Source organism: Martelella sp. AD-3 (assembly GCF_001578105.1).
Taxonomy (GTDB): domain Bacteria; phylum Pseudomonadota; class Alphaproteobacteria; order Rhizobiales; family Rhizobiaceae; genus Martelella.
On record NZ_CP014275.1, the window covers coordinates 3918420 to 3930538 of the forward strand.

Annotated in this window: 14 protein-coding genes; 9 read left to right on the forward strand and 5 right to left on the reverse strand. The window is 61.4% G+C overall.

Going from position 1 to position 12119, the window contains the following annotated elements; genetic code table 11:
• The first annotated feature begins 263 nt into the window (after positions 1–263).
• Genes AZF01_RS18010 through AZF01_RS18035 form a run of 6 tightly spaced genes read left to right on the forward strand, consistent with a single transcriptional unit; the run spans position 264 to position 5949 of the window.
• On the forward strand, positions 264–1298 hold the full coding sequence (locus tag AZF01_RS18010; RefSeq protein WP_024706338.1) for a LacI family DNA-binding transcriptional regulator: 1035 nt from the start codon (positions 264–266) through the stop codon (positions 1296–1298).
• 20 nt (positions 1299–1318) lie between these two features.
• Positions 1319–2272, forward strand: a complete 954-nt coding sequence (locus tag AZF01_RS18015; RefSeq protein WP_024706337.1) for a substrate-binding domain-containing protein — start codon at positions 1319–1321, stop codon at positions 2270–2272.
• Positions 2269–3078, forward strand: coding sequence for an ATP-binding cassette domain-containing protein (locus tag AZF01_RS18020; RefSeq protein ID WP_024706336.1), 810 nt, complete (start codon positions 2269–2271; stop codon positions 3076–3078). The genes AZF01_RS18015 and AZF01_RS18020 overlap by 4 nt, the downstream gene beginning before the upstream one ends.
• Positions 3075–4082: an ABC transporter permease gene (locus AZF01_RS18025; protein WP_024706335.1), complete on the forward strand. Its 1008-nt coding sequence runs from the start codon at positions 3075–3077 to the stop codon at positions 4080–4082. The genes AZF01_RS18020 and AZF01_RS18025 overlap by 4 nt, the downstream gene beginning before the upstream one ends.
• Positions 4082–5182 carry a phosphotriesterase gene (locus AZF01_RS18030; protein WP_024706334.1) on the forward strand — a complete coding sequence of 367 codons (1101 nt, stop codon included), beginning with the start codon at positions 4082–4084 and terminating at the stop codon, positions 5180–5182. The genes AZF01_RS18025 and AZF01_RS18030 overlap by 1 nt, the downstream gene beginning before the upstream one ends.
• Positions 5179–5949 (forward strand): glutamine amidotransferase, encoded by a 771-nt coding sequence (locus AZF01_RS18035; RefSeq protein WP_024706333.1) that lies wholly within the window; start codon positions 5179–5181, stop codon positions 5947–5949. The genes AZF01_RS18030 and AZF01_RS18035 overlap by 4 nt, the downstream gene beginning before the upstream one ends.
• Positions 5950–5993: 44 nt before the next feature.
• Here AZF01_RS18035 and AZF01_RS18040 read toward each other — a convergent pair whose 3' ends face one another.
• Complete coding sequence (locus AZF01_RS18040; protein WP_024706332.1) at positions 5994–6893, reverse strand: PfkB family carbohydrate kinase; 900 nt, start codon at positions 6891–6893, stop codon at positions 5994–5996.
• A gap of 23 nt (positions 6894–6916) precedes the next feature.
• Between AZF01_RS18040 and AZF01_RS18045 the strand changes: the two genes are divergently transcribed.
• From AZF01_RS18045 to AZF01_RS18055, 3 genes are read left to right on the forward strand one after another with little or no spacing between them, the layout of a single operon-like run.
• Positions 6917–7762 (forward strand): BtpA/SgcQ family protein, encoded by an 846-nt coding sequence (locus tag AZF01_RS18045; protein ID WP_024706331.1) that lies wholly within the window; start codon positions 6917–6919, stop codon positions 7760–7762.
• Between the two features lie 12 nt (positions 7763–7774).
• Entirely contained in the window at positions 7775–8431 is a 657-nt protein-coding gene (locus tag AZF01_RS18050; protein WP_024706330.1) for a TenA family protein, read from the forward strand.
• Positions 8428–9675, forward strand: a complete 1248-nt coding sequence (locus AZF01_RS18055; RefSeq protein WP_024706329.1) for a Zn-dependent hydrolase — start codon at positions 8428–8430, stop codon at positions 9673–9675. The genes AZF01_RS18050 and AZF01_RS18055 overlap by 4 nt, the downstream gene beginning before the upstream one ends.
• Before the next feature lie 294 nt (positions 9676–9969).
• On the opposite strand, the gene AZF01_RS18065 is transcribed toward AZF01_RS18055, so the two are convergent.
• The 4 genes from AZF01_RS18065 to AZF01_RS18080 all read right to left on the reverse strand — a co-directional run bounded on the left by AZF01_RS18065 (position 9970) and on the right by AZF01_RS18080 (position 12102).
• Entirely contained in the window at positions 9970–10206 is a 237-nt protein-coding gene (locus tag AZF01_RS18065) for a thioredoxin family protein (RefSeq protein WP_024706327.1), read from the reverse strand.
• 11 nt (positions 10207–10217) lie between these two features.
• Positions 10218–11264, reverse strand: a complete 1047-nt coding sequence (locus AZF01_RS18070) for a permease (protein ID WP_152534425.1) — start codon at positions 11262–11264, stop codon at positions 10218–10220.
• An 8-nt stretch (positions 11265–11272) separates the two neighbouring features.
• Positions 11273–11560 carry a helix-turn-helix transcriptional regulator gene (locus tag AZF01_RS18075; protein ID WP_024706325.1) on the reverse strand — a complete coding sequence of 96 codons (288 nt, stop codon included), beginning with the start codon at positions 11558–11560 and terminating at the stop codon, positions 11273–11275.
• A 137-nt stretch (positions 11561–11697) separates the two neighbouring features.
• Entirely contained in the window at positions 11698–12102 is a 405-nt protein-coding gene (locus AZF01_RS18080) for a dihydroxyacetone kinase subunit DhaK (protein WP_244435488.1), read from the reverse strand.
• Between the last annotated feature and the right edge of the window lie 17 nt (positions 12103–12119).

Genomic DNA, 12119 nt, shown 5'->3' on the forward strand with positions numbered 1-12119 from the left:
CTGACAGAACGCTGCCCCGACGGGAATCGCGCTGCCTCGTGTATGGGATAGGCGACATTTCCGCGATCAGCTTCGAGAATTCGACAGTGCGGCGGATGCCGTCGGATTTAACGACTCTGCCGCGCCGAACTCGATGAGGGTGCGGCCAGGAGAAAAACCAGATTGACAAAAGAGCGCAGTCGCGCTTTTCTTGTAAAGCGGTTTAGTAAATCGCTTTACAATCTCAATGAGAAGGTCACGAAGGTCTTCCGAGGGTGAACAAAATGGCAAAGGCACCGGGCCTTAAAGATGTGGCGATGGCTGCGGGCGTTTCCGTGGCGACGATTTCGCGTCTCCTGAACGGCTCGCTGGTGCTGCCGGATGAGACCCGTAGCCGCATCGAGACCGCCATCCGCGACCTTGGCTATGTGCCAAATCCCCATGCAAGGCGCTTGAGTCGCGGGCGGTCCGACATGATCGGTCTGGTCATCCCGGACATCTCCAACCCGTTCTTTGCCATGCTCGTGGCCGCGATCGAGGAGGAAGCGGACAAGCTTGGCCTCGCCGTGTCTCTCAATGCAACGCTCAACCGGCCGGGTCGCGAGATGAAATATCTCGGCCTCATCGAACACCACCATGTCGATGGACTGATCTTCGTGACCAACCATCCGGATGACGGCGAGCTTGCTGATCTGATCAACCGCACGGGCAAGGTCGTCATCGTCGATGAGGACGTGCCGGGTGCCATCGTTCCCAAGCTATTCTGCGACAATCACCAGGGCGGCTATCTCGCGGGAAAACATCTGGCCGAATTCGGTCACAAAAAGGTCGTCTTCGTTGGCGGCCCGAAGGAGATGATCTCTACCGCTCGCCGGCATGCGGGACTGGAGCAAGGACTCCGCGAGCGTTTCGGCGAGGAGGCGGAGATCCGCCGCTACTGCGGTGAATACACGGTTGCGGCCGGTCGCCATGCGGCGCGGCGCTTTCTCGACGAGAAGCTTCCGGCCTCCGCCATCTTTGCCAGTTCCGACGAAATCGCCATCGGCATGATCGAGGTGCTTTATTCCGAGGGCGTAAGCATTCCCGACCGCGTGTCTGTCGTCGGCTTTGATGACGTTGGTCCGCTTCACCTGTTTGCACCGCCTTTGACGGCGGTGCGCCAGCCGGTGCGCGCCATTGGCGCGCGTGCGCTCTCCCTTCTTCTTCAGACCGATTGGCAGCAGTCCGAAACCCTTGAGCGGGAAGAACTGCTGCCCGTTGAAATCGTCGTGCGGAGTTCCGTCGCGCCGCCGGCGATCGAAAAAACGCGACGCAGATAAACCAACCAGAGGATGAACACATGACTTCGAGATTTTCGCGGAGAACACTCCTTTCGACGGCTCTTGCCGCCGGTGTCATCGCCAGCGTGCTGTCAACTGCCGCCGAAGCAGCCGACAAGACGTTTGCACTTGTCCAGATCAACCAGCAGGCCCTGTTCTTCAACGACATCAATCGCGGAGCCGAGGAAAAGGCGAAGGAACTTGGCGTCGACCTGCAGATCTACAACGCCAACAACGACCCGGCGATGCAGAACAATGCCGTTGAGACCTATATCCAGGAAGGCGTTGACGGGCTGGCGGTCGTCGCGATCGACGTCAACGGCATCATGCCTGCCGTCGAACAGGCCGATGAGGCCGGCATTCCGGTCGTGGCCATCGACGCGATCCTTCCCGATGGGCCGCAGAAGGCCCAGATCGGCGTCGACAATGCAAAGGCCGGCGCGGACATCGGCGCCTATTTCCTCGAATACGTCCAGGCGGACATGGGCGGCAAGGCGAAGGTCGGCATCGTCGGCGCCTTGAACTCCTACATTCAGAACGTTCGTCAGGAAGGGTTCCAGGACGCAATTGAGGGCGTCGACGGCATTGAAATCGTCGGCGTCGTTGATGGTCAGAATGTTCAGGACACCGCACTGTCGGCCGCCGAGAACCTGATCACCGCAAATCCCGATCTGACGGCGATCTACGCGACCGGTGAGCCGGCCCTGATGGGCGCGATTGCCGCCGTCGAAAGCCAGGGCAAGCAGAACGACATCAAGATCTTCGGCTGGGACCTGACGGCTCAGGCCATCAACGCCATTGATGACGGTTTCCTGATCGCTGTCATCCAGCAGGATCCGTCGCTGATGGGAGCTGCCGCCGTGGAGGCGCTCAACGATATCGCCAACGGCGATGATGTCGAGGCCTCGATCTCGGTGCCTGTCACGATCGTCGACGAAACCAATGTAGAACCTTACCGCGCTATCTTTAAATGATGTCTGATCTCCGGCACGCTGGCGCTGCAGGCGGCGGAGGGGATACCCCCCTCCGCTCGCCGGACGGCCCATCAAAAGAACCCACCATTTCCCTGCGCGGCATCACCAAGACTTTCGGCTCCCACCAGGCGCTGCGCGGTGTTGATCTCGATCTTTACCCCGGCGAATGCCTTGGCCTCGTCGGCGACAACGCCGCGGGGAAATCGACCCTCACCAAGATCATTTCGGGCACTTATATTCCGGACGGCGGCACCATCAGGGTTGCCGGTGAAACGGTTGCTCTGACCGGTCCCGCCGATGCCCGAAACCGCAACATCGAGATGGTGTTCCAGGATTTAAGCCTTTGCGACCATATCGATGTCGTCGGCAACCTGTTCCTCGGACGCGAAATCTCCAACGGGCTGTTTCTTGACCGAAAGACAATGACGGCCGAGGCGGAGCGCATGCTCGAGGCGCTGGAAATCCGTATCCCCCGCCTTTCCGCGAAGGTGGAGAAGCTCTCCGGCGGTCAACGTCAGGCGATCGCGATCGCGCGCGCGGCCTCGTTCCAGCCGAAAGTCCTGATCATGGACGAGCCGACGTCGGCGCTGGCCGTGGCCGAGGTGGAAGCCGTGCTTCACCTCATCAACCGCGTCAAGGCCAAGGGCGTCTCCGTTGTTCTGATCACCCACCGCTTGCAGGACCTCTTCCGCGTCTGCGATCGCATTGCCGTCATGTATGAAGGCACCAAGGTTGCCGAACGCATGATCGGCGACACAAGCCTTGAAGACCTCGTCCAACTTATCGTCGGGGGACAAAAACATTGAGCGCCTATACCGAACGCGCCAAGGGCTCGCCGCTTCTCGATTTTCTCGGCGAGAACGCCCAGGTGCTCTCCATCGCCTTTTTCTTTGCCGTCTGCGTCGTGTTCTTCTCCTTGAGCACCGACACGTTCCTGACGGCAGGGAACCTGCTGAACGTCGTCCGGCAGGCCGCTCCGATCCTGATTGTCGCCATCGCCATGACATTCGTGATCATTACCGGCGGCATCGACCTTTCGGTCGGCTCGGTGATCGCCGTCATCAACGCCGTGGTCGCGATGATCATCGCGGCGGGCATGCCGTGGCCGCTCGCCATCGTGGCAATGCTGGCGCTCGGGGCGCTGATCGGCCTGTTCCAGGGCTGGTTCGTTTCCTATCAGGGCATTCCCGCCTTCATCGTCACATTGGCCGGGCTTTCGATCTTCCGCGGCCTCGCGCTTTATCTCACCAAAGGGTACTCGATCCCGATCCGCGATGTGGGCGGCTTCCTGTTTCTCGGCCGTGGCGAGCTATTCGGCATTCCCTTTCCGGCGATCATCGCGGTTATCGTGGCCATCATCGGCTACATCGTCATCTCGAAGACCCGTTATGGCCGTCAGGTCGTCGCCATCGGTTCCAATCTGGAAGCGGCCCGTCGCGTCGGCATGCCTGCGAAATTCGTGCTGATGTCGGTCTACGTTCTTTCCGGTCTTGCCTGTGGCCTTGCCGGCCTGCTGATGGCGGCTCGCCTCGGCTCCGGTTCATCCAATGCGGCCGTCGGGTTCGAACTCCAGGCGATCGCCGCCGTCGTTCTCGGCGGGACGTCGCTCATGGGCGGGCGCGGCACGATCCTCGGCACGGTGCTCGGCACGATGACCATCGCCGTCATCGGCAACGGCCTGATCCTGATGCATATCTCGCCCTTCTTCACCCAGATTGTGACCGGCGCGATCATTCTGCTGGCGATTTGGCTCAATACCCGGATATTCGGCGCGAACTTCCGCTTCGGCCGGAGCAAGGGAGGTAAGTAATGTCTGCAACCGAGCTTTCCGAGGCCCATACGGGCTCCGGCAAGGTCATGACCGTCAACGGCCCCGTGAACGCTTCGGCGCTGGGCGTGACGCTGATGCACGAGCATGTGCTGAACGACTGCACATGCTGGTGGAACCCGCCGAAAACACCGGAACGCCAGCACCTGGCGGACAGCTTCATCTGCATGGAGATCCTGAGCGAACTGCGTCAGGATCCCTTCGTCAACAGGCACAACATCACGCTTGATGACGAGAAGCTTGCGATCACGGAGCTGAAATCGTTCTTCGATGCAGGCGGGCGCACGCTCGTAGAGCCGACCTGTCAGGGCATCGGGCGCAATCCGGAAGCCATGCAGCGGATTGCGGATGCGACCGGGCTCAATATCGTGATCGGCGCCGGCTACTATCTGCAGGACTCCCACCCCGAAAAGCTCGCGGGCATGTCAGCCGAGGCGATCGCGGACGAGATCGTCGGTGAGGCGGTCGAGGGCGTCGACGGCACAAGTGTCCGGATCGGCCTGATCGGTGAGATCGGCGTTTCAGGCGACTTTACCGAAGCCGAGCGCAAGTCGCTTCGCGGCGCTGCCCAGGCGCAGGCGCGCACCGGCCTGCCGCTGATGGTGCACTTGCCGGGGTGGTTCCGCCTCGGCCACGAGGTGCTGGATATAGCGGCGGCCGAAGGCGCGGATTTGAGACATACCGTGCTCTGCCACATGAACCCGTCGCATGACGATTTCCCCTATCAGAGCGAGCTTGCCGCGCGCGGCGCTTTTCTGGAGTACGACATGATCGGCATGGACTTCTTCTATGCCGACCAGCAGGTGCAATGCCCGAGCGATGAAGAATGTGCCCGCGCCATCGTCAGGCTTGTCGATGCCGGCCATGAAGGCCGCATCCTCCTCTCCCACGACGTGTTCCTGAAAATGATGCTGACGCATTACGGCGGGAATGGTTATGCCTTCATCCTCAAACACTTCCTGCCCCGATTGGCACGCCACGGCCTTGACCACGACGTCCTGACACGACTGATGAAGGACAATCCGCGCGCCGTGTTCGATGCCGACTTTGCATCACAACGAAACAAGACGGAATTGAAATGACAAAGAAAGTACTTCTGGTCGGCGAAAGCTGGGTCACCTCCGAAACGCACTACAAGGGGTTCGACCAGTTCGGCAGCGTCCATTACCATCTCGGCGCAACGCCGCTCGTTGATGCGCTGAAGGGCAGCGCGTTCGAACTGACCTATATGCCCGCGCACGAGGCCGCGGACCATTTTCCCTTCGAAATGGAAGGGCTCGATGCCTACGACATCATCATCCTGTCGGACATCGGTGCAAATACGCTGCTTCTGCCGCCGGCCGTCTGGCAGCAGTCAAAGACCGTTCCCAATCGGCTGAAGCTGATCAAGGCCTGGGTCGAAAAGGGCGGCGGACTGCTGATGTGCGGCGGCTATTTCTCCTTCCAGGGCATCGATGGCAAGGCCCGTTGGCGGCGGACCGCCGTCGAGGACGTGTTGCCGGTCACCTGCCTGCCTTGGGACGACCGCGTCGAAATCCCGGAAGGCACGACGCCCGATATTCTGATGGCGGATCATCCTATGCTTGCCGGCATTTCCGGTGAATGGCCGGTCATGCTGGGTGTGAACGAGGTCGAGCTGCGTGAGCGGGACGATATCGAAATCGTCGCCCGCCTGCCGGAAGACCAGGGCGGACATCCGCTGCTGGTAACGGGCAAGGCCGGCAAGGGACGAAGTGCGGTCTGGACCTCGGATATCGGTCCGCACTGGCTGTCGCCGGCCTTCTGCGAATGGGAAGGCTACGGCATTCTTTGGAAGAACATCCTCGGCTGGCTGGCCGAAAAGGGATGACGCGACCGGGACGGATTTGCCTTCCCAACCGCCGGCTCCTCCCCTCAGCCGGCGAAGATTTCGGCAAGTTCGTCCCGACTGGGAAAGGCGCGGCGGGTTCCACGCCGGGCCACGGTCAGCGCAGAAGCGGCGGCGGCATGGGAGATGGCGCGTTCATCGAGCGCGCCGCCCCTGAGCGCCGCGGAGGCCAACGCCGCCCCCATGAAGGTGTCACCCGCGCCGGTGGTGTCAATGGCTTTCGTCTTGACGGCGGGGACATCAATGACGGCGCCCCCGGCCGTGCTCAGTATAGCGCCGTCGGTGCCGGATGTCAGAACAGCCTGGCGGATACCCTTGGCGTGGAGCGCTTCGGCGGCGTCTCGTCCTGTCCTTCCGGTCAGGTTCAAGCTTTCGCTCTCGTTGAGAAAGGCAATGTCGATGAAGGGCCATAGGCATTCGAAATACGGCCTGAGCGGAGACGGATTGAAGGCCACCACCATGCCGCGTTCGCGGCCGGTCCTGAGCAGCGCCTCGGTCGTCTTCGCGCCGAGATTGCCCTGCATCACGAGAAAGTCGCCTGGCGCCGCTTCGCCCAGGACGTCGAGGGCCGCCTCAAGCGGCAGGGCTTCGGCAGCCTCTGTGGTGGTCACGATGGAATTCTCCCCATCCGGCGTGGTCAGCACCATCGAGAAGTCGGTCGAAACGCCGCCGAGGCAGACAAGCCGGGCGTCCACAGGCTCTTCGGCGAGTTGCTCGCGAATGGTTGCGGAGCGGAAATCCCCACCTGTGGCCGAAACCAGCGTTGTTGCAAGGCCGCCGCGCGCCATTACGACGGCCTGGTTCGTGCCCTTGCCGCCGAGATCGCGGCTGGCGATCCGCCCCAGAATGGAGGCGCCGGGCTCGGGCAGTCCATCGACTGAAATAGTTTCATCAATGGCGGCATTGCCGATCACAAACGCACGCATTTCTTAGCTTCCTGGAGACAATTATGCAGAAAATATCAAGTGGGACTTCAAGCGCCATACGGGAAATATTCAAGGCTGACAAGGCTCTGCTTGGCATGGTCCATTGCCCGCCCTTTCCCGGCTCGCCGCGCTACAGGGGCCAATCGATCGATGGCATCTATGATGCCTGCATGCGCGATGCGGACGCTCTGATCGGCGGCGGGCTCGATGGTCTCGTCATCGAAAACCACGGTGACATCCCGTTTTCCAAACCCGAGGATATCGGCCACGAGACGGCGGCCTTCATGTCGGTCGTGACCGACCGGATCAAGCAGGCGACCGGCGTTCCGTTGGGCATCAATGTGCTTGCCAATGCGCCTATCCCGGCCCTGGCAATCGCGCTTGCGGGCAACGCCAGCTTCATCCGCGTCAACCAGTGGGCCAATGCCTACGTCGCCAATGAAGGCTTCATGGAAGGACGCGCGGGCGAGGCGCTGCGTTACCGTTCGCTGCTGCGCGCCGAGCACATCAAGGTGTTCGCCGACAGCCACGTCAAGCACGGCGCCCATGCCATTACCGCCGACAGAACCATCCCCGAACAAACCCGCGATCTTGCCTTCTTCGACGCCGACGTCGTGATCGCGACCGGACAGCGCACCGGCAATGCGGCGACCATCGAGGAGATCGACGAGGTACGCTCGGCAACCGATCTGCCGCTGATGGTCGGTTCGGGCGTCAGCAAGGACAATGTCGTTGAGATCCTCGCCCGCACCAATGGCGTCATCGTGGCTTCCTCTCTGAAGGAAAGCGGCGTCTGGTGGAACCCGGTTGACCCGGAACGGGTGAAGGCATTCATGGATGCTGCGCGTCCAGCGCTGGGCCGTGATTGAGGAAGACGGGACATGGAAAAGCTCTCCGATTTCATGCTGCGGGAGAACAGGACCGTCTTCGACGAGATGGTCGCCCACCGCTTTGTCGAGGACATCAAGGCCGATGCCCTTCCGAACGCCGTGTTCGAGCGCTATCTCGTTTTCGAAGGCGCTTTCGTCGAGACCGCGATCTCGATTTTCGCCTATGCCACGGCCAAGGCAGAGACCATGACTGACCGGCGGTGGCTGATCGGTGTGCTGGACGCACTTGCCAACCACCAGATCGCCTATTTCGAGCGGACTTTCGCGGCGCGCGGGATCACACCGGCGGGATTTGATCTGGACCATCCGGCGGTGGCGCGGTTCCGCGATGGAATGCTCGCGATCGCCCGTGATGGCGGCTTCATCGACACCATTGCCGCCATGTTCGCGGCCGAATGGATGTACTGGACGTGGTCGAAACAGGCTGAGCGGCAAAAGATGTCCGATCCGCTTCTGGCAGAATGGGTCAGTCTCCACACCGATGAAACCTTTGCGGCACAAGCCACATGGCTGCGGGACCGGCTGGATGCGGCCGGAGAAACGCTGGGTGAACGCGAGCGCGTTCATCTGAGCGGCGTCTTCGGCAAGGCGATGCGGCTGGAAATCGATTTCCACAGTGCTGCCTATGCGGAGGGTTCCGCCCGATGAGCCGAAAACCCGAAGTCAACAGCGACCGCTTTCTGACCCGCATCGACGACTTCGCGGCAATCGGTGCGACGCCGGGCGGAGGCGTCAATCGTCAAGCGCTGACGACGGGCGATCGCGAAGCCCGTGCTTTGCTCACGGCATTGGCCAGGGCGCGTGGCTTCTCTGTCTTTCAGGACGACATCGCCAATCTTTTCATCCGCATGGAGGGAAAGGACGGCGCTCTTCCGCCGCTCCTGATCGGGTCGCATCTCGACAGTCAGCCGGCTGGCGGCCGTTTCGACGGCGCGCTCGGAACGTTGACGGCCTTTGAAGTGCTGGAAAGTCTCGCCGATGCGGCGTTCGAACCGGCCCGGGCGGTCGAGGTGGTGGCTTGGACGAACGAAGAAGGCTGCCGTTTTTCGCCCGGTTGCATGGGATCGCGCGCTTTCGTCGAGGGAAAAATCCCGGCCGCATGGCAGGAACTGCAGGCTGTCGATGATGCTAGCCGCTTCGATGACGAGCGCCTTGCCACTATTGAGGCGCTTGCGCCCGACGTCGGCCACCGCGCGCTTGGATTTCCGGTCGGCGCCTATCTTGAGCTTCATATCGAGCAGGGCCCATCGCTCGAAAACGAGAAGATTCCCATCGGCATTGTCACCGGCGTGCAGGGTACACGCTGGCTGGAGGCAACGTTTGAAGGCCAGACGGCGCATGCCGGCACCACCGCACTGGAATACCGTCGCGATCCTCTGAAGGCATTGACGGCGGGGCTTGCAGCGCTTTACGCAACCGTGATGCCGGAAAACGCCGGGGCCCGCTTCACGGTCGGCCGGATTACGGTGACGCCCGGCAGCATCAATGCCATTCCCGCGACGGCGTCCTGCACGATCGACCTTCGTCATCCCGAAGCCACGGTTCTCGACCGGCTGGAAGCAGATGTCCGGGAACGACTGGCGGAGGCAGCGGAAACGGAGAGTGTCTCCGCCTCCATCCGCAAAACCGCGGATATGGCGCCGGTAACATTTGCGGAAGACGTGGTTGCAGCATTGCAGGTCGCGGCGCAGAAGGCCGGTTTTAAGACCCTTTCGATGGTCTCGGGGGCCTTTCACGACGCGCTGTTCATGGCGGGCCATGCCCCCTCGGCGATGATTTTCGTCCCCTGCCGTGATGGCCTGAGCCATAACGAAGCCGAATTCGTCAAGACCGAAGACAGTATCGCGGGCGCCCGCATGTTCCTGGCGTCGGTACTCGAACTGCTCCGCTAGATCCGTTTCACGGAAACGCGGACCGGCGCCAAACGCGGCTGCGCCTGCCCTCATCGGCATCTGAAGCAGGAACGTCCGAGAAATGGCGGAGCGCGATCTCCCATTCCTTCCGGTTTTCCGTCACGACGAAGGACGAACGAACCGTATTCCCGACGACGGTTCCATATTGGGAATTGCAGCGGCGCACTGGGGGCATCGCGAAGATCCAATGCAATCGGTATTCAGGTAAAACCGGGGGCGTCCGCGCCGACGCGTCGGCATAATCTGCCGGGAATATATGCCCGTTCCTTCAGACTATGCAGACAGCCAGGCTTCGAGTTTGGCCTTGTCCGGCAGTCCTCCCGTGTGCACGAGCTTGCCGTCAATCGATATGCCCGGTGTCGACATCACGCCCGCCAGCGCTATTGCCCTCGGATCACTCACCTTTTCGATTTCAGCGGCAATGCCGAGCTTCTCGGCGGCGTCTTTCACCATGGCCTCCGTCGTTTCGCAACGTTTGCAGCCGGGGCCATAAATCCTGATTGATTTCATAATCGTTCCTTTCAGAGGATGAGGTTGAACAAGAAGCCCGTGGCCAGGATGCCGGCGGAAACGACCGCAATGAAAACCGCGATCAGCCGGTAGGTCAGCACCTGCTTGAGGATGATCATCTCGGGCAGGGAAAGCGCAATGACCGACATCATGAAGGCAAGCGTCGTGCCAAGGGCGGCGCCCTTGCCCAGAAGGGCTTCGACGATCGGGATGACTCCCGCGGCATTGGTGTACATCGGCACGCCGACGATGACGGCAGCCGGAACGGACCACCAAGCCTCGCCGCCCATGACCCGGAGCATGAGCGCTTCAGGAACATAACCGTGAATAAGCGCTCCGATGGAAATGCCGACCACGACCCAGATCCAGACCTTGCCGACTATCTCCCGGACCTGTTCGACGCCAATCTTGAGCCGGTCGACAAAATCGATCCGTTCGGTGGGGATGTCGGCTGCCGGTCCCGCGTTGAGGTCACGCACCCATTGCTGAAGGTAACGTTCCAGCCTCATTTTCCCGAGAACCCAGCCGGCGATCGTGGCGATGGTGAAGCCGAAGACGAGATAGATCGTCGCAATTTTCCAGCCGACGAGGCCGTAAAGCAGCCCAAGTCCGACAGGTCCGACCATCGGGCCGGCAATCAGGAAGGCGAAAGTGACGCCAAGCGGGATCCCGGCTGAAACGAAGCCGATGAAAAGCGGTACGGAGGAACAGGAGCAGAATGGCGTGAGAACGCCGAGTGCGGCGGCCATGGGGTAGCCGAAAATCCGGCGTCTTCCGGCCAGCAACGCGCGGGTTCTTTCCGGGCTGAACCAGCTGCGCAACACGCCGGTGACAAACACGATGCCGGTCAGGAGCAGAAGTACTTTGGGGACATCATAGAAGAAGAAGGCAATTGCTTCGCCCGTGTGGCTTTGTCGGTCGACCGGGAGAAGAGTGGTGGCCCATTCGGAAAAGGCGATCAGTTGACCATAGGCCAGCCACCAGATCACGGAGGCTCCCGCGATACCGAGATACCAGAGCAAGGAGGAACCTCTTTGCCCGGATTTAAGCCCATGCATTTCGGTTGTCATGCGCTCTCTCTCTTCTGCATCTGTTCGGCGACCAGAACCGCCTCGATCACAGCCACCAGTTCGGGCGCCAACTCCGGATTGCGGCGGTAACGCACCCATTGCGCGTCGCGCCGATCCCGGACGAGCCCGGCATCGCGCAGCACTTTCATGTGCCGCGACATCCGGCTTTGAGTGGCCCCCAGCCGTGCCATCAGTTCGCACACGCAGTGTTCCTGATCATTCCAGAGCACGGCAAGGGCCGCTCTGCGTGTCGGATCGGAGATGGCGTCCAGTAGCTCTTGCATGAGCCGATATTTATGCGCTTCTGCGCATATGCGCGTTGACTCATGTCAACGGAAAGGGCCACGCCTGAAACAACGGAAGAAAACACGCTTAAGCCCGAGCGGCCTACGCGAGGCGGCCTTCGGAAGGCAACCTCTTGTCAAGCGGACACCCCATAGGGTCTGTAAAGCTCTCCTCGTTTGACGATTATCGAACGCACCGCGCCCGAGGCCTTGACGGCGAGCCGCGTGACCTCATCGAGGTCGTCCATCCGCTCCGCCGCAGCGCCCGCGATCTTGAAGGCATAGATCATGCCTGCTACGCCGCGTCGCTTCTCGGCCTCCTCCGCCGGGGCCGAGGCCACATCGTCGGCCACCGCATGGGCGGTGGTACGGATGTCGTCGAACTCGACCGTCTCGGCGGCCATGTCAAAATTCATGACGTCGCCGCCGCAATTCCCGTAGAGGCAGAGAACCCCCGCCCCTGCATCGACTTCGCGGATCGCGTCGGCCATCTGCTCGGCGGAGGGACTGGCAAAGACCTTGCCAGTCCCTCCGCCGAGCAACCCGTTCCCCACGTAAC